Origin of the sequence: Ramlibacter agri, from assembly GCF_012927085.1 — a bacterium.
Classification (GTDB): domain Bacteria; phylum Pseudomonadota; class Gammaproteobacteria; order Burkholderiales; family Burkholderiaceae_C; genus Ramlibacter; species Ramlibacter agri.
The window spans coordinates 875,057-896,355 of record NZ_JABBFX010000002.1 but is presented as its reverse complement, the minus strand read 5'-3'; the positions used below and the strand labels follow the sequence as shown (position 1 = coordinate 896,355).

Genomic DNA, 21,299 nt, shown 5'->3' with positions numbered 1-21,299 from the left:
CCAGGCTTAGTCGACGCGCGCGTCGACGAAGCGGAAGCGGCCGTCGGCCGGCAGCGCCAGGTCCTTGGCGCGCTTGTTGATGCCGTACACCGTGTTCAGCGAGTACAGCGGCATTTCCAGCGACTGGTCGGCGACGTAGCGGGCGATCTCCTGCAGCGTGTCCTTTCGCGCGGCCTGGTCCCAGGTGTTGCGCTGCTGGTGCAGCAGGGCGTTCAGCTTGGCGTCGTCGTCGAACGGGTTCCAGCGCTGCTTGGTGTAGTACATCGCGTAGGCGGTGTTGTCGTAGTCGAAGGTCCAGCCGCCCCACTGGTTCTGCCACATCTCGCCGGTCTTGCCGTTCGGGATGATGTCGTTCAGCAGCACGTTGGTTTCATACGGCTTCAGCGTGACGGTGATGCCCACGGCCTGCAGGTAGCCGGCCACGGCCTGCGCCACTTCGCGGAAGTTGCTGTCCGGGCCGCGGAAGTCCAGCTGGATCTGCGTGCCGGGCTTGACGCCGGCCTTCTTCAGCAGCGCCATCGCTTCCTTCGGGTTGAAGGGCAGCGGCTTCAGCGCGGGGTCGTTGCCGAAGGACAGCGTGCCCTGGAAGCTGGCGATGGGCTTGGCCTGGCCCAGCAGCACGCTCTTGATGATGGCGTCGCGGTCCACGGCCAGGGTGAGTGCCTTGCGCACGTCGCGGTTCTGCATGATGCCGCGCTTGGTGTTGTAGCGCAGGGCCAGCGCCACCGGGCCGTCCATGCTGACGACGGCCAGCTTCGGGTCCTTCTTGATCGTGTCGACCATCGCCAGCGGGATCTGGTTGGCCACGTCGACGCGGCCGGCCTGCAGTTCGGCGGCCTGCGTCGCCGGTTCGGCGATGAAGCGGTAGGTCAGGTTGTCGACCTTCGGCGAGCCGCCCCAGTAAGCGGCGTTCTTCTCCAGCGCCAGGCTGATCTTGGGCTTGTACTCGACGAACTTGAACGGGCCGGTGCCCACCGGGTGCGCGCCGAAGTATTCGCTGCCCTTTTCCTTGACGTACTTGGGCGGCACGATCATGGCGCCGTAGCCGGCCAGCTTGGTCAGCAGCACCGGGTCCGGGCTCTTCATGATGAAGTCCACGGTCGTCGGGTTGACCACCACCACCTTGTCGATCGAGGTGTAGTTGGACTGCTGCGGGCCCTTCTTGCCCTCGTCGCCCAGCAGGCGGTCGAAGGTGAACTTCACCGCGTCGGCGTCGAAAGGCTCGCCGTCGTGGAACTTGACGCCCTGGCGCAGCGTGAAGCGGATCTTGGTGTTCTTGTCCAGGAACTCCCACTTGGTGGCCAGGCCGGGCACCAGCTTCATGTCCGGCGTGCGCATGATCAGGCCGTCGAAGATCTGGCTGCCGACCGCGCCCCAGGACACCAGGAAGGTGGCGACCGGGTCCCAGTTGCCCGGGTCCTGGTGCAGGGCGACCGTCAGGGTGCCGGCCGCGTGGCTGGCCGGCGCGGCCAGGCAAGCCAGGGCGATGGTGCCGCTGGCGAGGAGGGCTTTCAACTTCATGGTTTTGTCTCCGGTTGGAATGGGTTGTCGTTCAGGCCTGGGCGACGCGGTGGCCGGGGCGCACCTCGACCAGGCGATGGATCTGCGGCTCGTGGCCGGCGCGGCGCAATGCGCTGGGCACTTCGCCCTCGATCAGGCGGGCATCGAAGGCGTGGCCGGGCTCCGCCACCGGCACGGCGGCCAGCAGCTTGCGCGTGTAAGGGTGCTGCGGCCGCTCGAAGATGTCCTGGCGGCTGCCGATCTCGACGATCTGGCCCAGGTACATCACGGCCACGCGGTGGCTGATCTTCTCCACCACTGCCATGTCGTGCGTGATGAAGAGGTAGGAAAGGTGGCGCTCGGCCTGCAGCTCCATCAGCAGGTCGATGATCTGCGCCTGCACCGAGACGTCGAGCGCCGACACCGATTCGTCGGCGATCACCAGCCGCGGCTCGCTGGCGAGCGCGCGCGCGATGCACACGCGCTGGCGCTGGCCGCCCGAGAACTGGTGCGGGTACCGGTGCATATGCTCCGGCTGCAGGCCCACTTTCTCCAGCAGTTCGGCGACGCGGCGCTGGATGGCCTTCGGGTCGTCGAGCAGGCGGTGCGTGCGGATCGGCTCGGCGATGCTGAAGCCCACGGTCTTGCGCGGGTCCAGCGAGGCATAAGGGTCCTGGAAGATGTACTGGATCTCGCGCCGCAGCTTGCGGCGGTCGGCGGCGTTCTGGTCCGCCAGCTCACGGCCTTCGAAGCGGATGCTGCCGCCGGTGGCCTGCACCAGCTGCTGCAAGGTCTTGCCGACGGTGGACTTGCCGCTGCCGGACTCGCCGACCAGCGCCAGCGTCTCGCCGGGCTGGATGGTGAAGCTCACTTCCTCCACCGCATGCACGCGGTGCGTAACGCGCCCCAGCAGGTCGTGGGCGACGTCGAAGCGGGTGGTGAGCTTGTCCACGGCCAGCAGCGGCGCGCCGGGCGTCACCGTGTCCTGTTCCTGCTCGACGCCGGACTGCTTCAGCTCGCCGTCTTCCAGCACCACCAGCGGCGCGCGCACCGGCAAGGGCCGCCCTTGCAGGCTGCCCAGGCGCGGCACCGCGGCCAGCAGCGCGCGGGTGTAAGGATGCTGGGGTGCCTTGAAGATTTGTTCCACTGCACCTTGTTCCACCGCGCGCCCGCGCCACATGACGACCACGTCGTCGGCCATCTGCGCCACCACGCCCATGTCGTGGGTGATGAACATGACGGCGGTGTGCAGCTCGTGCTGCAGCTCGCGGATGATGTTGAGGATCTGGGCCTGGATGGTGACGTCCAGCGCCGTGGTCGGCTCGTCGGCGATCAGCAGCGCCGGCTTGCAGGCCAGCGCCATGGCGATCATCGCGCGCTGGCGCATGCCGCCGGACAGGGTGTGCGGGTAGGCATCCAGCAGCCGCTGCGCATCGGGCAGGCGCACCAGCTGCAGCAGCGCGAGCGCCTGCTTGCGGGCCTGCGCGCGGTCCAGGCCCTGGTGCAGCACCAGCGCTTCTGCGATCTGGTTGCCGACGGTGAACACCGGGTTCAGCGACGTCATCGGCTCCTGGAAGATCATCGCGATCTCGTTGCCGCGGATCGCGCGCAGGCGGTCTTCGCTGGCCTTGCGCAGGTCCTGCAGGCCGCTCACCGGCGAGTGGAACATCACTTCGCCATCGACAATGCGGCCGCCCGTGTGGTCCGTCAGCCGCATGATGGCCTGCGAGGTCACCGACTTGCCCGAGCCCGACTCGCCGACGATGGCCAGCGTGCGGCCTGCATGCAGCTCGAAGCTCAGCCCGTCGACCGCGCGGAACGGCGCCTCGCGGGGACCGAATTCCACCGAGAGCGAACGCACGGACAGCAGCGGACCGGCAGGGTGGTTGGGCGGGACGGACATGGAGGCGAAAGTGGCAGGCCGGCCGTGAATCGTCAGGTTGATGCCGACAATTTGTCGGCAAAATGTGGGTTAGTTCTTAGAATCCTACCATCCCCGCCACCACCCCCACGAAAGCATCAATGGCGAAACCGATCGTGTCGTCCGCCCACCTGGTGTCCCCGCGCAGCGCCGAGATGAGCGAATTCGAGTTCGGCCTCATCGTGTCCGGCAACGCCTTCAACCGCTGGATCGTCCACTGCATGAGCGCGGCGGGCCTGAAGGAGCTGACGCCGCTGGACGTGCTGGTGCTGCACCACGTGACGCACCGCGCCCGCGACAAGCGGCTGGCGGACATCTGCTTCATCATGAACGTGGAAGACACGCACCTGATCAACTACTCGCTCAAGAAGCTGCAGAGCCTGGGCGTGGTGGCTTCGCGCAAGAACGGCAAGGAAGTGACCTACTCCTCCACCGAGGCCGGGCAGAAATACGTGGAGCGCTACCGCGAGATCCGCGAGAACTGCCTGATCGACGCGCTCAACGCCGACGACGGCCTCAACCGCGACATCGGCGAGCTGGCGCGCCTGCTGCGCGTGCTCTCCGGCATGTACGACCAGGCGGCGCGCGCCGCGGCGTCGCTCTAGGCAAGACAAGACATGGCAAACCACATGGAAACCAAGCGCTGGCAGTTCTGGATCGACCGCGGCGGCACCTTCACCGATGTCGTCGGCCGGCGCCCGGACGGCAGCCTGACCACGCACAAGCTGCTCTCCGACAACCCCGAGCAGTACCGCGACGCGGCGGTGGCCGGCATCCGCCACCTGCTGGGGCTGGCGCCCGGCGTGACGATCACGCCGGACCTCGTCGACTGCGTGAAGATGGGGACCACGGTCGCCACCAACGCGCTGCTGGAACGCAAGGGCGAGCCGACGCTGCTGGTCACCACGCGCGGCTTCCGCGATGCGCTGCGCATTGCGTACCAGAACCGGCCACGCCTCTTCGACCGCAACATCGTGCTGCCCGAGCTGCTGTACTCGGAGGTGATCGAGGCGCAGGAACGCGTCGGCGCGCACGGCGAGGTGGAGCAGGCGCTGGACGAAGCGCAGTTGCGCCGCGAACTGCAGGCCGCGCACGGCCGTGGCCTGCGCAGCGTCGCCATCGTCTTCATGCACGGCTACCGCTACACGGCGCACGAAGCGGCGGCGGCGCGCATCGCGTGCGAGGTTGGCTTCCTGCAGGTGAGCAGCTCGCACGAGACCAGCCCGATGATGAAGCTGGTGAGCCGCGGCGACACGACCGTGGTCGACGCCTACCTGTCACCGATCCTGCGGCGCTACGTCGACCAGGTGGCGGCGGAGATGCCGGGCGTGAAGCTGTTCTTCATGCAGTCTTCCGGCGGCCTGACCGACGCACATGCCTTCCAGGGCAAGGACGCCATCCTGTCCGGGCCGGCCGGCGGCATCGTCGGCATGGCGCGCACGGCGCAGCTGGGTGGCCACGCCAAGGTGATCGGTTTCGACATGGGCGGCACGTCCACCGACGTCTCGCATTTCGCCGGCGAATTCGAGCGCGAGTTCGAGACGCAGGTGGCGGGCGTGCGCATGCGCGCGCCGATGATGTCGATCCACACCGTGGCGGCGGGCGGTGGCTCCATCCTGGAATTCGACGGTTCGCGCTTCCGTGTCGGCCCGCAGAGCGCCGGCGCCAACCCGGGCCCGGCCAGCTACCGGCGCGGCGGCCCGCTCGCCGTGACCGACGCCAACGTGATGGTGGGCAAGATCCAGCCGACCTGGTTTCCCAAGGTGTTCGGCCCGCATGCCGACGAGTCCCTCAGCCGCGAGGTGGTGGAGCAGAAATTCGCCGAGCTGGCACAGCGCACCGGGCGCAGCGCGGAGGAGGTGGCCGAAGGCTTCATCGACATCGCCGTGCAGCAGATGGCCAACGCCATCAAGAAGATCTCGGTCGCGCGCGGCTACGACGTGACGCGCTACACGCTCAATTGCTTCGGCGGCGCCGGCGGCCAGCATGCCTGCCTGGTGGCCGATGCGCTGGGCATGTCCCGTGTGTTCATCCACCCGCTGGCGGGCGTGCTGTCCGCCTACGGCATGGGGCTGGCGGACCAGAACGTGATCCGCGAGCAGGCGGTGGAACTGCTGCTGTCGCAGGAGAACCTGCCGCAGGTGCAGCAGAAGCTGCAAGCCCTGGCGGCGGCGGCGCAGGCCGAGCTGCAGAAGCAGGCGGTGAGCACCGGCGCCGTGCAGGTGCGCCAGCGCGTGCATGTGCGCTACCAGGGCAGCGATTCGGCGCTGGTGGTGCCGGCGGGGACGCTGGCGGAGATCGTGGCCGGCTTCGAAGCGGCCTATCGCCAGCGCTTCTCCTTCCTGATGCCCGGCAAGCCGATGATCGTGGAGGCCGTGTCGGTGGAAGCCATCGTTGCCGGCGATGCGCCGGCCGAACCGCGCGTCGCGTTGAACCCGCAGCGCGAAGTGCCGCGCCGGGAGACCGTGCGCATGTACTCGGGCGGCGCATGGCACGACGCCGCGCTGGTGGTGCGCGAAGACACGCGTCCCGGCGACGTCATCGCCGGCCCGGCGATCATCGCGGAGAAGAACGCCACGACCGTCGTCGAGCCGGGCTGGGAAGCCTGCATCAGCGACCTGGACCACATCGTGCTGGATCGCAAGGTGCCGCGCGCCGTGCGTTTCGCGGCCGGCACGCAGGTGGACCCGGTGCTGCTGGAGGTGTTCAACAACCTGTTCATGAACATCGCCGAGCAGATGGGCCTGCAACTGCAGAACACCGCCTATTCGGTGAACATCAAGGAGCGGCTGGACTTCTCCTGCGCGCTGTTCGACGCGGAAGGCAACCTGATCGCCAATGCGCCGCACATGCCGGTGCACCTGGGCAGCATGGGCGAGAGCATCAAGACGGTGATCTCGCGCAATCGCGACGCGATGGCGTCCGGCGATGTCTACGTGCTGAACGATCCGTACAACGGCGGCACGCACCTGCCGGACGTGACGGTGATCACGCCGGTGTACCTGGATGGGCACGAGCGGCCGATGTTCTACGTCGGCTCCCGCGGCCACCATGCCGACATCGGCGGCGTCACGCCGGGCTCCATGCCGCCGTTCTCTACGCGCATCGAGGAAGAGGGCGTGGAGATCGACAACTTCAAGCTGGTCGACCGGGGCGTGCTGCGCGAGCAGGAGATGGTCGCCTTGCTGAAATCGGCGAAGTACCCGGCGCGCAATCCCGACCAGAACATGGGCGACCTGAAGGCGCAGATCGCCGCCAACGAGAAGGGCGTGCAGGAGCTGCGGCGCATGGTCGACCAGTTCGGGCTGGACGTGGTGCAGGCCTACATGGGCCACGTGCAGGACAACGCCGAAGAGTCGGTGCGGCGCGTTATCACGCGGCTGAAGGACGGCGAGTTCACGCTGCCGCTGGACAACGGCGCGCAGATCCACGTGAAGATCCGCGTCGACGCCAGGGCGCGTTGCGCCGAGATCGACTTCACGGGCACCTCGCCGCAGCAGGTGAACAACTTCAACGCGCCGCGCGCCGTCTGCATGGCTGCGGTGCTGTACGTGTTCCGCACGCTGGTCAACGACGAGATCCCGCTGAACGCCGGCTGCCTGAAGCCGCTGAAGGTGACCATCCCCGAAGGCTGCATGCTCAATCCGCTGCCGCCGGCCTCGGTGGTGGCGGGCAACGTCGAGACTTCCACCTGCATCACCAACACGCTCTATGGCGCGCTGGGCGTGATGGCGGCGGGCCAATGCACGATGAACAACTTCACCTTCGGCAACGCGCGCTACCAGTACTACGAGACCATCTCGGGCGGCAGCGGCGCGGGCGAGGGCTTCGACGGCACCAGCGTCGTGCAGACGCACATGACCAACTCGCGGCTGACCGACCCCGAGGTGCTGGAGTTCCGCTTCCCGGTGCGGCTGGAGAGCTACGAGATCCGCGCCGGCTCCGGCGGTGCCGGGCGCTGGCACGGCGGCAACGGCGGCGTGCGCCGCGTGCGCTTCCTGGAGGCGATGACGGCCAGCATCCTGTCGAACGGCCGCAAGGTGCCTTCGTTCGGGATGGCGGGTGGAAAGCCGGGGCAGGTGGGGATCAACCGGGTCGTGCGCCTGGACGGCAAGGTCGAAGAGCTGGCGCACATCGGGTCGGCGGAGATGGCGCCGGGCGACATCTTCGAGGTGCACACGCCGGGAGGCGGCGGCTTCGGCGTCAAGCCATGACGATCACGAGTTCGGCGTCCCTGGGGCCGACGCTGAGATAGATGTGCCCGACGCCGCTGTCGAAGTACGCCGACTCGTGCTTCTTCAGCTCGATCAGCTCCCCGGTCTCGAACTCGATGCGCACCTGGCCGGCGAGCACCATCACGAACTCCTGGCCGGGGTGGCCGATGAAATCGCTGAACTCGTCCCGACGCCGCGCCGCGATGCGCGTGCGCAGCGGCGTCATGCGCTTGCCCGGGAAAGCCGTCGCGAGCATGCGGTACTCGTAGTGGTCGGAGCGGTAGAGCGGCCCTTCGTCCTCTCCCGACACGGCCAGCGCCTGTCCTGACGCGGGAGCGGCCGCCGGCCCGGCGAACAGCAGCCCGACATCCAGCGCCAGCGCCTGCGCAACCGCGGCCACCTTCTCGTAGCCGACCGAGCTCTGGCCGAGCTCCATCTTGGACAGCGTGGACAGGGCGACGCCGCTGCGCACCGACAGTTCCTTCAAGGTCAGCTGGCGTGCCTTGCGCTCGGTGCGCAGGCGCAGGCCGAGCCCGACCCGGTCGCGCTGGGGCACGGCTTCTCGCGGCAGGGGAGCGTTCAAGGGTTTCTCCTCGGATAGGCATGATTCTCGCATGTGAGAATTCTCAGATGCGAGAATTTGACGTGATCATCGCCGGCGCAGGCATCGCCGGGGCCTCGCTGGCGTGGCGCCTTGCTGCCACGCACCGCGTGCTGCTGCTGGAGCGCGAGACGCAGCCGGGCTATCACTCCACCGGCCGTTCGGCGGCGATGTTCATGGAGAGCTACGGCGCTCCTGGCGTGCGCGCGCTGACGCGGGCCAGTCGCAGCTTCTACGAGCAGCCGCCCGAGGGCTTCACCCAGTTGCCGCTGCTGACGCCGCGCGGCGTGCTGTACCTTGCCACGCACGAGCAGGTCGCGCAGATGGAAGCCCTCTACGCCGAGCTGGCGCCCGGCTGCCCGCAGCTGGTGCGGCTCGATGCGCGCACGGTGCTGGAGCGCGTGCCCTGCCTGCGGCCCGAGCTGGTGCACGGCGCGCTGTACGACCCCGCGGCCGAGGACATCGACGTCAACGCGCTGCACCAAGGTTTCCTGCGCGGCCTGCGCCAGCGGGGCGGCACGCTGCGTTGCGCGCAGGCACTCTCCGCCGCGGTGCGCGAGGGCGGCGAGTGGATCGTGTCCAGCCAGCAGGGCGAGCAATGGCGGGCCCCGGTGCTGGTCAACGCGGCCGGCGCCTGGGCCGACGCGCTGGCTGCCATCGCTGGCGCGCCACCGGTGGGCTTGCAGCCGCGCCGCCGCAGCGCCTTCACCTTCAAGCCGGAAGAGGGCATGGACGTGCATGGCTGGCCGGCCGTGATTGGCGTCGACGAGAGCTGGTACTTCAAGCCCGATGCCGGCCTGCTGCTCGGCTCGCCCGCCAACGCCGACCCCACGTTCCCGCACGACGTGCTGCCCGAGGAGCTGGACATCGCGCTGGGCATCCACCAGATCGAAGCGGTGAGCACCTTGCGCATCCGCCGGCCCGTGGCCACCTGGGCCGGCCTCCGGTCTTTCGTAGAAGACGGCGAGCTGGTGATCGGCTTCGATCCTGCCTGCCCCGGTTTTTTCTGGCTGGCCGCGCAGGGCGGCTACGGCATCCAGACCGCCGCCGGCGCCAGCGAACTCGCCGCGAACTTGATCGCCGGCCATCCCATCCCTGAACAGCTGCGGCAGCACGGCGTGGACCCGGTGACGTTCACGCCGGCGCGGCTGCCGCGTTCCCCCGTCAAGGAAGCAGCATGAAAGACCTGGACCAGGCGCTGGCAAGCGCCATCGCGCGCTACCGCGCCAACAACCCGAAGAGCGAAGGCCAGATGCTGGCCGCCTGCGACGTGCTGCCTGCCGGCAACACGCGCAGCGTGCTGTTCCACGGGCCCTTTCCGCTCTACATGGCGCGCGGCGAAGGCTGCCGCCTGTGGGACGCCGACGGCCACGCGTACATCGACGCGCTCGGCGAATTCACCGCCGGCATCTACGGCCACTCCGAGCCGCGCATCCAGGCGGCCATCGTCGGCGCGCTGCAAGGCGGCCTGAATCTCTCGTCGCACACCGAGCGCGAAGCGAAGCTGGCCCGCGAGATCCAGCGCCGCTTTCCCAGCCTGGAGCTGCTGCGCTTCACCAACTCCGGCACCGAAGCCAACCTGATGGCGCTGGCCGCGGCCACCGCGCACACCGGCCGCCGCAAGGTGCTGGTGTTCGACGGCGCCTACCACGGCGGCGTGCTCGCCTTCGGTGGCGGCGGCTCGCCGGTGAACGTGCCGCACGACTGGGTCGTCGCGCGCTACAACGACTTGCAGGACGTGAAGGCGCGCGTCGCGCAGCATGGCAGCGAACTGGCCGCGATCCTGGTGGAACCCATGCTCGGCGCCGGCGGCTGCATCCCCGCGGAGCCCGCCTTCCTGCAAAGGCTGCGCGCGCTGGCCGACGAATGCGGTGCGTTGCTGGTGCTGGACGAGGTGATGACTTCGCGCCTGTCCTTCGGCGGCCGCCAGGGCCAGTTGGGGATCCGCCCCGACCTCACGACCCTGGGCAAGTACTTCGGCGGCGGTCTTTCTTTCGGCTGCTTCGGCGGCCGCGAGGACGTCATGGAGCGCTTCGACCCGCGCCGCCCCGGCGCGCTGGGCCACGCCGGCACTTTCAACAACAACGTGCTGACCATGGCCGCCGGCCTGGCGGGCCTGACCGAGGTGCTGAGCGCCGAAGCGCTGGAGGCGCTGAACACGCGCGGCCAGCGCCTGCGCACCAGCCTCAACGCGGTGTTCGCGGCGCATCGCGTCGGCCTGCAGTTCACCGGCCTCGGCTCGGTGATGCAGCTGCAACCGCTGGCCGGGCCGCTGCGCAGTGCCGACGACCTGAAGGCGGCCGACGACCGCATCAAGGCCTTGCTGTTCTTCGAGCTGGTGGAGCGCGGCATCTTCCTGGCGCGCCGCGGCCTGGTCGCGCTGTCGCTGCCCTTCGGCGACGCGGAGGCGGCCGCCTTCGTCAGCGCGCTCGATGGCGCGGTGGCGAAATGCCGCGACCTGCTGCCGTCCTGAACCTCCTCATTCCCATCGAGATCCCCATGGCAACTTCTTCCTCCGGACTCCTGCGCCGCGCCTTCGCCGCCGGCCTGCTGGCCGCTTGCGGCCTCGCCCACGCGGCCTGGCCCGAGCACACGATCACGCTGGTCGCTCCCTATCCCGCCGGCGGCGCGGCCGACGTGCTGTCACGCCTGCTGGCGAAGAAGCTCGAAGACGAAGTGCATCAGACGGTGATCGTCGACAACAAGCCCGGCGCCGGTACCGCGATCGGCGCCGGCTACGTGGCCAACGCCAAGCCCGATGGCTACACACTGCTGGTGAGCTCCAACTCCACCTTCACGCTGAACCCGGCGCTGCAGGCCAAGCTGCCCTATGACGCGGCGCGCGGCTTCGACCCGATCGGCATCGTCGGCTCCGTGGCGCTCGCGGTGCTGGTGAATCCCTCGGTGGCCGCGCAGAACGTGCAGCAGCTGGTGGCCGCGGCCAAGTCCAACCCCGACAAGTTCGTGTATGGCAGCTTCGGCAATGGCACCAGCTCCAACTTCGCCGGCGCGATGTTCAACGCCGCCACCGGCCTGAAGATGATGCACGTGCCCTACCGCGGCAGCGCCCCGCTGATGACCGACCTGGTCGGCGGCCAGGTGCCGGTGTCCTTCGACACCGTGGTCGCGGCGGCGCCGATGATGCAGGCCGGCAAGGTCCGCGTGCTGGCCGTCACCAGCGCCAGGCGTTCCTCGCTGCTGCCCAACGTGCCGACGGTCGCCGAGTCCGGCTATCCCGGCTTCGACATGACGGCGTGGATCGCGGTCGTCGCGCCCAAGGGTCTGCCGGTGGACGTGCGCGGCCGCCTGGAGAAGGCTTTCGCCACGATGCTGGCGAGCCCCGAGCTGCAGGAGCGCATGAAAGCCGCCGGCTTCGAGCCGGGTTGGCAGCCGGTGCCGGACTGGGCCGGCTACGTCGGCAGCGACATCGCGCGCATGAAGGCCATCGCCGAGCGCGCGCAGATCCGGCTGGAGTGAGAATTAGCGCATGTCCCTGACCGAAACCTCCGCCGTCGAATTGCGCCGCCTGGTCGGCAGCCGCCAGCTGTCGCCGGTGGAACTGATGGATGCGTGCATCGCGCGCATCGAGGCGTTGAACCCCGCCGTCAACGCGATTGCCGCCACCGATTTCGAGCGGGCCCGCGCCGGCGCCAAGGCCGCCGAAGCGCAGGTGATGCGCGGCGAGCCGCTGGGCCCGCTGCACGGCCTGCCGCTGGGTGTGAAGGACCTGCAGGACACCGCGGGCCTGCTCACCACCTACGGCAACATCCGGCTGCGCGGCAACGTGCCGGCGCAGGACAACGGGCTGGTCGCGCGCCTGCGCGCGGCCGGCGCCATCGTCACCTGCAAGACCAACGTGCCGGACATGGGCGCCGGCGCGAACACGCGCAACCCCGTGTGGGGCGCGACCGGCAATCCCTTCGACCCGCGGCTGAACGCGGGCGGCTCCTCGGGCGGATCGGCGGCGGCGCTGGCCACCGACATGCTGCCGATCTGCACCGGCTCGGACACGGGCGGCTCGCTGCGCATCCCCGCGGCCTTGTGCGGCGTGGTGGGGCTGCGGCCTTCGCCGGGGCTGGTGGCCAACGACGCGCGGCCGCTGGGCTGGTCGGTCATCTCGGTGCTGGGGCCGATGGGGCGCGACGTCGCCGATACGGCGCTGATGTTCTCGGCGGCCATCGGGCCGGACGCGCGCGACCCGCTGTCGTATCCGGTGCCGGCGGGCAGTGGCTGGCCGCTGCCGGAAGTGGATCTCGCCAAGCTGCGCGTGGGCTATACCGAGGACTTCGGCGTGTGCGCCGTCGACCAGGACATCCGCCGCACTTTCCGCCAGCGGGTGGATGCCGTGCGGCCGCTGGTGGCGTCGTGCGAGCCGGTGGACCTGCAACTGGGCGACCCGGACCGCGCCTTCGACGTGCTGCGGGCGGAGAGCTTCGTGGCGGCCTTCGCCGACACCTTGCGCGATGCGCCGGAGACGCTGGGCCCCAACGTGCGCGCCAACCTGGACCTCGCCGCGGCCATCACGCTCGCCGATCGCGCCTGGGCGCACCTGGAGCAGACGCGCGTGTCGCGCCGCTTCGCGGCGGCGCTGGAAAAGTACGACGTGCTGCTGGCGCCGGTGACGCCGGTGTCGCCATTCCCGTGGACCGAGCTCTATGCGGCGAAGGTCGATGGCCAGGAGATGCGCAACTACTACCAGTGGCTGGCGCTGACCTACGTGGTGACCCTGGCGACCAATCCGGCGCTGTCGCTGCCTTGCGGTCGCGATGAGAACGGCATGCCATTCGGGCTGCAGGTGATCGGCCGGCTGCACCAGGACGTGCGGCTGCTGGGCGCGGCGCGGGCGCTGGAGCAGGCGTTTGCAGGGTGGAGGGTGCGGCCGGATCTGGCGGGCCTGCAGCAGGCGCGGCCGGAGTTGCGATCGATCGTCACGCATCCGCCGGTGTATGGCGGCGGGGCGGCCGGGGCGAAGAACGCGGTTTGAAAGCTAAAAAGGCCCGCTGTCGCGGGCCTTCCTGGGTCCCCGCCTGCGCGGGGATGACGAGAGTAGCGCTTATTTCTTCGCGCTGGCAGCCGGCTTCGCGGCGGCGGCGGTCTTCTCGTCCTTCTTGGCTTCCTTCTTCTCGGCCTTGGCGGTCGCCTTCTTGAACTCGGCGCCGTTGACGGTCAGGCCTTCCTTCGAGAGGCTGGTGGCCTTGGTTTCGCCGATGCCCTTGGTGCGGGAGATGAAGTCTTCCCAGCTCTTGAAGTCGCCGCCCTTCTTGCGCTCGTCGACGATGGTCTTGGAGATGGACGGGCCGATGCCCTTGACGCCATCCAGTTCGGCGGCGGTGGCCTTGTTGACGTCCACGGCAGCGAAGCTGGCGGCAGCGTACAGCATGGCCAGCACGGCCAGGATCTTCTTCAGCATGGGGTTCTCCTTGTCAGGCGATTGCGGCAGGCCCGGATGGGCCGGCTGATTCCGTAACGGGCCGGGACAAGGGAAAGTTGACGCGAGGAAACGCCCTCCCGGCGAAAGCCGGGACCAGACTTACCCTAATCCCGCGTGGCCAGTACCTGCATGTACTTCGCGACACCGCTTGCCACGTCGTCGAACACATGGTCACAACCGGCGGCGCGCAGCCTGGTCAGGTCGGCCTGGGTGTAGCACTGGTACTTTCCGCGCAGCGCGTCGGGGAAGGGCACGTATTCCAGCAGGCCCTGCTGCACCGCTGCTTCGGCGGTGGGCACGCCGCCTTCCTGCAGCGCGTTCACCACGCCCAGTGCGATGTCGTTGAAGGGCTGCGCGCGGCCGGTGCCCAGGTTGAAGATGCCGGACTTCTCCGGGTGGTCGAAGAACCACAGGTTCACCGCCACCACGTCGTCCACGTAGACGAAGTCGCGCGTCTGCGCGCCGGGGCCGTAGCCGCCGTATTCGCCGAACAGCTTGACCTTGCCGTTCTCGCAGAACTGGTTGAACTGGTGGAAGGCGACGCTGGCCATGCGGCCCTTGTGCTGTTCGCGCGGGCCATAGACGTTGAAGTAGCGGAAGCCCACCACCTGGTGCTTGTTGCGCTTGAAGTCGAGGCCGCACTCGCGCCGCATGCGCTGGTCGAACAGCAGCTTGCTGTAGCCGTAGACGTTCAGCGGCCGCTCGAAGGCCGGCGTCTCCTGGAAGTTGTCGGAGCCGCCGTAGACGGCCGCCGACGACGCGTACAGCAGGCGCGCGCCGTGCTCCATGCAGGACTCGTACAGCGACAGCGAGACGCCGTAGTTGTTCTCCATCATGTACTTGCCGTCGGTCTCCATCGTGTCGCTGCAGGCGCCCTCGTGGAACACCGCATCGACCTTGCCGAAGCCGCCCTCGGCGAAGATGGAATAGAAGTCGTCGGCGTCGACGTAGTCCTCGATCTGCAGGTCGGCCAGGTTGCGGAACTTGTCGCCCTGGGTCAGGTCGTCGACCGCGATGATGTCGTCGATCCCGCGGGCGTTGAGGCCCTTGACGATGTTGGAGCCGATGAAGCCGGCCGCGCCGGTGACGACAACGCGTGTCATTGGAAGAGTTCCTCGTAGGAGACGGTGGCGGTGCCGAACTTGCCGACGACGATGCCGCCGGCGCGGTTGGCGATGGGCACCGCTGCGCGCAGGCCCAGGCCCGCGGCGGCCATGGTGGCCAGGGTGGCGATGACGGTGTCGCCGGCGCCGGTGACGTCGAACACCTCGCGCGCCTGCGCCTTCACGCTGAACTCGCCCTGGTCGTCGAACAGCGTCATGCCTTCCTCGCTGCGCGTGAGCAGCAGCGCGTCCAGGTTCAGCTCGCGGCGCAGTTCCTGCGCGTGTCGCACCAGCTCCGCTTCGCTGGCCCAGCGGCCGATCACGTCCTGCAGTTCGGCGCGGTTGGGCGTGATGACGGTGGCGCCGGCGTAGCGCGAGTAGTCGTCGCCCTTGGGGTCGATCAGCACCGCCTTTTTCTGCGCGCGGGCGCTGGCGATCATCGCCGGGATGTGGGCGAGGCCGCCCTTGCCGTAGTCGGAGAACAGCACGGCGCCGTGCTGCGGCGCGAGCTGGGCGAAGGCTTCGTTCTGCTGCGCCAGCACCTCGTGGTCCGGCTCGTTCTCGAAATCCATGCGCAGCAGCTGCTGCTGGCGGCCGATGACGCGCAGCTTGACGGTGGTGCGCAGCGCGGGGTCGCGCTTCAGGTGGGCCTGGATGCCGGTGGCGGTGAGCAGCGATTCGAGCTTCTGGCCCGGTTCGTCGTCGCCCACCACGCCCAGGAAGCTGGCCTGCGCGCCCAACGTGCTGACGTTGTAGGCCACGTTGGCAGCGCCGCCGATGCGTTCCTCTTCGCGCGTGACCTTGACCACCGGCACCGGCGCCTCGGGCGAGATGCGCTCCACGGCGCCGTGCCAGTACCGGTCCAGCATGGCGTCGCCGACGACGAGGACGCGCGCATTGGCGAGTTGTTGCTTGGTCGGATTCATAGTTCTTCGACTCTCCGAGGCGGATAACTGTCCCACGACTGGCAACCGGGGCACTGCCAGAAGAATGTCTTGGCCTCGAAGCCGCAGGCCGCGCAGCGATAGCGCGTCAGCGGCTTGGTGTGGTGGTCCAGCGCGCGCTGCACGTCGGGGTGGAACTGCTCGTGTTCCAGCTTCTCGCCGGTCATCCACTTGGCGGCGGCGACCAGCGAAGGTTCGCGCTTGAGGTGGTCCACGTACCAGGCGCGGGCGGCCTCTGGCTCCGATTCCAGCGAGGTGATGCCTTCCAGCACGTCCAGCGAGGGGATCTGCGCGTAGCTCGTTTCGAGGATCTGGCGCGCCTCGGCCTCGCGGCCCAGCGCCTTGGCGCTCTCGGTGAAGGGACGGGCCAGCAGCGGGATGGCCGAAGGCACTTCCGCCGCCAGGTTGGTGAGCAGCTCGAAGGCCTCCTGCGCCTGGCCGGCACGGCGCTTCAGCGCCGCCAGCTCCATGCGGGCACGCGGGGCGTTGGGCGCGAGCCGCATCGCCTGCTGCAGCAGCTTTTCGGCTTCCTCCGGCGCGGCGCTGGCGGCCTGCTCGCACAGGTAGTGCGCCTGGCGGCCGGCGAACTGGCCGCCGCTGCCGCCGGCTTCCAGCTTGCGGGCGATCTCGGCGGCCTGCGGCCAGTCGCGCGAGCGCTCGTAGATGGCCAGCAGGGCCAGGAGCGCCTGCTCCTCGTAGGCCGTGCCCTCCAGCTTGCGCAGCGCCTCCTCGGCGCGATCCAGCAGGCCGGCCTTCAGGAAGTCCAGGGCGAGGGCGTGCTGGGCGCGGTGGCGGTCGGCGCGGGACAGGTCAGCCCGCGACAGCAGGTGCTCGTGCACGCGCACGGCGCGCTCGTATTCGCCGCGGCGGCGGAACAGGTTGCCCAGGGCGAAGTGCAGCTCCGAGGTGTCGGGGTCGCTCTGCACCGCCTCGATGAAGGCGTCGATGGCCTGGTCCTGCTGTTCGTTCAGCAGGAAGTTCAGGCCGCGGAAATAGGCCTTGGGCGCCAGCCGGTTCTCGATGCGCAGCTGGCGCAGGTCCAGCCGCGAGGCGAGCCAGCCCAGGCCGAACGCGATCGGCAGGCCCCAGAGGAGCCAGGTCAGGTCAAAGTCCATGCGGGTTGCCGGCGCGCGTCTGCGGGCCCAGCAGCGTGCTGGCTTCGTAGCGCGCCAGGCGCGCGGCGCGGCGGTGCCGCAGCCAGCGGGGCACCATGCCCAGCGCGCCGATGGCCAGGCCCGCGGCAAACGCGGCCAGCACCACCAGCACCAGCGGCGCCGTCCAGTGCGTTCCGAAGAAGAAGTGCACCGTCACGTCCTGCTGGTTGTTCAGGGCGAAGGCGAAGAGGGTAAAAAAAATGGCTGCCTTGAGCAGCCATGCAACGTATTTCATTCGGCTCCCCGGGGGTGGGGGCCATTGTAGGACCTGGCTATTTGGCGCCCTCGATCTCGGCCGTCCGCTGGTCCACCGCCTCGCGCAGGGCCTTGCCCGGCTTGAAGTGGGGAACCCGCTTTTCCGGGATGTGCACGCTTTCGCCCGAACGGGGATTGCGGCCCATGCGCGGGGGGCGGCGGTTGATGGAAAAGCTGCCGAAGCCCCGGATCTCGATCCGATGCCCGCGCACCAACGCCTCGCTCATCGCGTCAAGAATGGTCTTGACGGCGTATTCGGCGTCGCGGTGGGTCAGCTGGCTGAAGCGGGAGGCCAGTTCTTCGACGAGGTCCGATCGGGTCATAGGCGAGCTGTCACCGCAGGGGCAGGGCCCCCGCGGTGAAGGTTCTTCTTAGGAACGGTCCTGGTCGTTCAGCTTGGCACGCAGCAGGGCGCCCAGGCTGGTGGTGCCAGCTTGTTCGCGCGCGGACTGCTGCGACAGCTGCGCCATGGCGCCTTGCTCGTCGATCATGTCCTTCTGCTTGATGGACAGCTGGATGTTGCGGGTCTTGCGGTCGATGTTGACGATGACCGTGGACACTTCGTCGCCTTCCTTCAGCACGTTGCGCGCGTCTTCCACGCGGTCGCGGCTGATTTCGGAGGCACGCAGGTAGCCCAGGATGTCCTCGCCCAGGTCGATCTCGGCGCCCTTCGGGTCGACGGTCTTGACCTTGCCGGTCACCACGGAGCCCTTGTCGTGCACCGAGGTGAAGGTGGCGAACGGGTCGCCATCGAGCTGCTTGATGCCCAGGGAGATGCGCTCGCGGTCGACGTCCACGCCCAGCACGATCGCTTCGACTTCCTGGCCCTTCTTGTAGTTGCGGACGGCTTGCTCGCCCGCTTCGTTCCAGGACAGGTCGGACAGGTGCACCAGGCCGTCGATGCCGGCAGCCAGGCCCACGAACACGCCGAAGTCGGTGATCGACTTGATCGGGCCCTTGACGCGGTCGCCGCGCTTGGTGTTCTGCGCGAATTCCTGCCAGGGGTTGGCCTTGCACTGCTTCATGCCCAGGGAGATGCGACGCTTGTCTTCGTCGATCTCGAGGACCATGACTTCGACTTCGTCACCCAGGGACACGACCTTGGACGGGGCCACGTTCTTGTTGGTCCAGTCCATTTCGGAGACGTGCACCAGGCCTTCGATGCCGGGCTCGAGTTCCACGAACGCGCCGTAGTCGGCGATGTTGGTGATCTTGCCGAACATGCGGGTGCCGTTGGGGTAGCGGCGCGAAACGCCCAGCCACGGATCGTCGCCCATCTGCTTCAGGCCCAGGGACACGCGGTTCTTCTCGGTGTCGAACTTGAGGATCTTGGCGGTGATTTCCTGGCCGGCGGTGACCACTTCGCTCGGGTGGCGGACACGGCGCCAGGCCATGTCGGTGATGTGCAGCAGGCCGTCGATGCCGCCCAGGTCCACGAACGCACCGTACTCGGTAATGTTCTTGACCACGCCGCGGACGATGGAGCCTTCCTTCAGGGTTTCCATCAGCTTGGCGCGCTCTTCGCCCATGGAGGCTTCCACCACGGCGCGGCGGCTCAGCACCACGTTGTTGCGCTTGCGATCGAGCTTGATGACCTTGAATTCCAGGGTCTTGTTCTCGTAGGGCGTCAGGTCCTTGATGGGACGCGTGTCGATCAGCGAGCCGGGCAGGAAGGCGCGGATGCCGTTGACCAGGACGGTCAGGCCGCCCTTGACCTTGCCGGTCGTGGTGCCGGTGACGAATTCGCCGGACTCGAGGGCCTTCTCCAGGGACATCCAGGAGGCGAGGCGCTTGGCCTTGTCGCGCGACAGGATGGTGTCGCCGTAGCCGTTTTCGATGGCGTCGATGGCCACGGACACGAAGTCGCCCGCTTGCACTTCGACTTCGCCCTGGTCGTTCTTGAATTCGTCGATCGGAATGTAGGCTTCCGACTTCAGGCCGGCGTTGACCACGACGTGGTTGTGCTCCACGCGGACGACTTCGGCGGTGATGACTTCGCCGGCGCGCATTTCAGCGCGTTGCAGCGATTCCTCGAACAGGGCGGCAAAAGATTCAGACATTGAGTTTGCGGATTGCTCCGCGGGTTAGGTTGTCGATCCCCGCCACCGGTGCGCTTGCTGCGCGGAGGGAGTGTCGGGGGCCAATCGCGTCAGCTATGGGCTAACGGCCGTTTTTCACCCCACCACCCCAACACCGTTGCCACCGATTCTTCAACCGTCTGGCTCGAGTTATCGAGGAGGAGGGCATCTTCTGCGGGCTTCAAGGGGGCGACGGAGCGACCGGAATCGCGGGCGTCGCGTGCCTCGAGGTCTGCGCGAAGACCGGGGAGTGTAGCGGAAATCCCCTTAGAAATCAACTGCTTATACCGCCTGTCGGCACGTTGGGCGGCGCTGGCGGTGAGGTACACCTTGAGCCCCGAGTCCGGGAAGATGACCGTGCCCATGTCGCGGCCGTCGGCCACCAGGCCCGGCAGCTGGCGGAAGCCTTGCTGCAGGGCCACCAGGGCGGTGCGAACGGCGGGCAGGGCGGACACCTTGGAGGCGTTCATGCCGGCCTCTTCGGTGCGGATGGCATCCGTCACGTCATGGCCATCCAGCAGCACCCGCCCGGCGGTGGTGAACTTGATCGCCAGGTTCCCGGCCATCCTGGCGATGGTGTGCTCGTGGGCCACGTCCAGGCTCAGCCCGGCGCGGGTGGCCGCGAGGCCGGTGATGCGGTACAGGGCGCCCGAATCCAGGTAGTGGTAGCCCAGGCGGTGGGCCACTGCGGAGGCCAGGGTGCCCTTGCCGGAGGCCGTGGGGCCATCGACGCAGATCACGGGCACGTGGACGACGTCCGTGCGGGCCACCTCGAACAAGGTCTCGAAGAAGTCCGGGAAGGTCTTGCCCACGCACTTGGGGTCTTCGATCCGCACCGGGCAACCAGCGGGGTTGAAGGCCGCCAGCGCGAAGCACATGGCCATGCGGTGGTCGTCGTAGGTGTGGATGCTGGCCGGACGCCAGTTGGCGTGCGGCGGCGGGGCCACCCGCAGGTAGTCGGCGCCTTCCTCGACGTCCGCCCCCAGCTTGCGCAGCTCGGTGGCCATGGCGGCCAGGCGGTCGGTTTCCTTGACGCGCCAGCTGGCGATGTTGCGCAGCGTGGTCGGGCCGTCGGCGTACAGCGCCATGATCGCGAGCGTCATGGCGGCGTCGGGAATGTGGTTGCAATCGAGGTCGATCGCCTGCAGCGGCCAGGAGCCGCGGCTCACCTCGATCCAGTTGGGGCCGCTGGTGACGGCCGCGCCCATCTGGCGGGCGGCGTCGACGAAGCGGATGTCGCCCTGGATGGAGGCGGCGCCGACGCCTTCGATGCGCACCGGCTTGCCTTGGGCGGCAATCGCGCCGAGGGCGACGAAGTAGCTGGCGGAGGAGGCATCGGCCTCCACGTGGATCTCGCCGGGCGACTGGTAGCGGCTGCCGGCGGGGATGGTGAAGCGCTGCCAGCCTTCCCGTCGCACCTGGATGCCGAACTGCGCCAGCATGTTCAGCGTGATCTCGATGTAGGGCCTGGAGATCAGCTCGCCGACCACCTCGATCACGATGTCGCGCGTGGCCACCAGGGGCAGCGCCATCAGCAGTGCCGTCAGGAACTGGCTGGAGACGTCGCCGCGGACCGGGATGGGGGCGTCGAGCTTGAGGGCCGGGGCCGGGTGGACGCGCAGCGGCGGGAAGCCTTCGTTGCCCAGGTAGTCGATGCGGCAGCCGAGGGAGCGCAGGGCGTCGACGAGGTCGCCGATGGGGCGTTCGTGCATGCGCGGGACGCCGCTCAGTTCGAAGTCGCCGCCCATGAGGGCGAGGGCGGCGGTGAGGGGGCGCATGGCGGTGCCCGCATTTCCGAGGAAAAGCCGCTTCGCGGCGGCGTTCTTCGTCACCCCCGCGGAGGCGGGGGCCCAGTGCGCCCCTGTGATTTCGACGGCATCGCCCTGATGCACAACACTGCACCCCAGCGCGCGCAGCGCATCGAGCATCACCCGTGTGTCATCGGAGTCGAGGAGGTCGTGCACGCGCGTCGTGCCTGCGGACAAGGCCGCGAGCAACAACACGCGGTTCGAAATGCTTTTCGAGCCGGGCAGCACCACGGTGCCGGCTGCTTCCTCCAGCGGCGGGAGGTCCAGGAATGCGGTCGTGAACATGGATG

General features: G+C 68.5%; 17 protein-coding genes. 6 read left to right on the top strand and 11 right to left on the bottom strand.

From position 1 onward, the window contains the following. Nucleotides 1-6: 6 nt before the first annotated feature. The gene (locus HHL11_RS22760) at nt 7-1,521 is read right to left on the bottom strand and encodes an ABC transporter substrate-binding protein (RefSeq protein ID WP_169420842.1); all 1,515 of its coding nucleotides are present in this window, start codon (nt 1,519-1,521) and stop codon (nt 7-9) included. Between the two features lie 31 nt (nt 1,522-1,552). Beyond that, nucleotides 1,553-3,403: an ABC transporter ATP-binding protein gene (locus tag HHL11_RS22755; protein WP_169420841.1), complete on the bottom strand. Its 1,851-nt coding sequence runs from the start codon at nt 3,401-3,403 to the stop codon at nt 1,553-1,555. Between the two features lie 119 nt (nt 3,404-3,522). Here HHL11_RS22755 and HHL11_RS22750 point away from each other — a divergent pair, with 119 nt between their 5' ends. Both HHL11_RS22750 and HHL11_RS22745 read left to right on the top strand, forming a co-directional pair. Next, entirely contained in the window at nt 3,523-4,026 is a 504-nt protein-coding gene (locus tag HHL11_RS22750; RefSeq protein WP_169420840.1) for a winged helix DNA-binding protein, read from the top strand. A gap of 24 nt (nt 4,027-4,050) precedes the next feature. Next, nucleotides 4,051-7,635: a hydantoinase B/oxoprolinase family protein gene (locus HHL11_RS22745; RefSeq protein WP_205964525.1), complete on the top strand. Its 3,585-nt coding sequence runs from the start codon at nt 4,051-4,053 to the stop codon at nt 7,633-7,635. Here HHL11_RS22745 and HHL11_RS22740 read toward each other — a convergent pair. Further along, on the bottom strand, nt 7,625-8,218 hold the full coding sequence (locus tag HHL11_RS22740) for a helix-turn-helix domain-containing protein (protein WP_240980365.1): 594 nt from the start codon (nt 8,216-8,218) through the stop codon (nt 7,625-7,627). The two genes, HHL11_RS22745 and HHL11_RS22740, sit on opposite strands and share 11 nt — an antisense overlap. 47 nt (nt 8,219-8,265) lie before the next feature. Between HHL11_RS22740 and HHL11_RS22735 the strand changes: the two genes are divergently transcribed. Genes HHL11_RS22735 through HHL11_RS22720 form a run of 4 tightly spaced genes read left to right on the top strand, consistent with a single transcriptional unit; the run spans nt 8,266 to nt 13,220 of the window. Beyond that, a complete protein-coding gene (locus HHL11_RS22735) occupies nt 8,266-9,417 on the top strand; it encodes an NAD(P)/FAD-dependent oxidoreductase (RefSeq protein ID WP_169420838.1) in 1,152 nt (383 codons plus the stop codon). Continuing rightward, complete coding sequence (locus HHL11_RS22730) at nt 9,414-10,709, top strand: aspartate aminotransferase family protein (protein ID WP_169420837.1); 1,296 nt, start codon at nt 9,414-9,416, stop codon at nt 10,707-10,709. The genes HHL11_RS22735 and HHL11_RS22730 overlap by 4 nt, the downstream gene beginning before the upstream one ends. Before the next feature lie 26 nt (nt 10,710-10,735). Beyond that, a complete protein-coding gene (locus HHL11_RS22725; RefSeq protein ID WP_169420836.1) occupies nt 10,736-11,713 on the top strand; it encodes a Bug family tripartite tricarboxylate transporter substrate binding protein in 978 nt (325 codons plus the stop codon). A 10-nt stretch (nt 11,714-11,723) separates the two neighbouring features. Next, nucleotides 11,724-13,220, top strand: a complete 1,497-nt coding sequence (locus tag HHL11_RS22720) for an amidase (protein WP_169420835.1) — start codon at nt 11,724-11,726, stop codon at nt 13,218-13,220. A gap of 69 nt (nt 13,221-13,289) precedes the next feature. Here the strand turns inward: HHL11_RS22720 and HHL11_RS22715 are convergent, their stop codons facing one another. The 8 genes from HHL11_RS22715 to HHL11_RS22680 form a co-directional block, all read right to left on the bottom strand. Continuing rightward, complete coding sequence (locus HHL11_RS22715; RefSeq protein ID WP_169420834.1) at nt 13,290-13,646, bottom strand: ComEA family DNA-binding protein; 357 nt, start codon at nt 13,644-13,646, stop codon at nt 13,290-13,292. Nucleotides 13,647-13,771: 125 nt separating this feature from the next. Next, nucleotides 13,772-14,770, bottom strand: a complete 999-nt coding sequence (rfaD, locus tag HHL11_RS22710) for an ADP-glyceromanno-heptose 6-epimerase (protein WP_169420833.1) — start codon at nt 14,768-14,770, stop codon at nt 13,772-13,774. Next, complete coding sequence (rfaE1, locus tag HHL11_RS22705) at nt 14,767-15,696, bottom strand: D-glycero-beta-D-manno-heptose-7-phosphate kinase (protein ID WP_169420832.1); 930 nt, start codon at nt 15,694-15,696, stop codon at nt 14,767-14,769. Before rfaE1 ends, rfaD begins: the two co-directional genes overlap by 4 nt. Beyond that, a complete protein-coding gene (gene lapB, locus HHL11_RS22700) occupies nt 15,693-16,829 on the bottom strand; it encodes a lipopolysaccharide assembly protein LapB (RefSeq protein WP_169420831.1) in 1,137 nt (378 codons plus the stop codon). The genes rfaE1 and lapB overlap by 4 nt, the downstream gene beginning before the upstream one ends. Further along, complete coding sequence (locus tag HHL11_RS22695) at nt 16,819-17,103, bottom strand: LapA family protein (protein WP_169420830.1); 285 nt, start codon at nt 17,101-17,103, stop codon at nt 16,819-16,821. Before HHL11_RS22695 ends, lapB begins: the two co-directional genes overlap by 11 nt. A gap of 37 nt (nt 17,104-17,140) precedes the next feature. Then, nucleotides 17,141-17,446 (bottom strand): integration host factor subunit beta, encoded by a 306-nt coding sequence (locus HHL11_RS22690; RefSeq protein ID WP_169420829.1) that lies wholly within the window; start codon nt 17,444-17,446, stop codon nt 17,141-17,143. Nucleotides 17,447-17,494: 48 nt separating this feature from the next. After that, entirely contained in the window at nt 17,495-19,183 is a 1,689-nt protein-coding gene (rpsA, locus tag HHL11_RS22685; RefSeq protein ID WP_169420828.1) for a 30S ribosomal protein S1, read from the bottom strand. An 89-nt stretch (nt 19,184-19,272) separates the two neighbouring features. After that, nucleotides 19,273-21,294 (bottom strand): bifunctional 3-phosphoshikimate 1-carboxyvinyltransferase/cytidylate kinase, encoded by a 2,022-nt coding sequence (locus HHL11_RS22680; RefSeq protein ID WP_169420827.1) that lies wholly within the window; start codon nt 21,292-21,294, stop codon nt 19,273-19,275. Nucleotides 21,295-21,299: the final 5 nt, after the last annotated feature.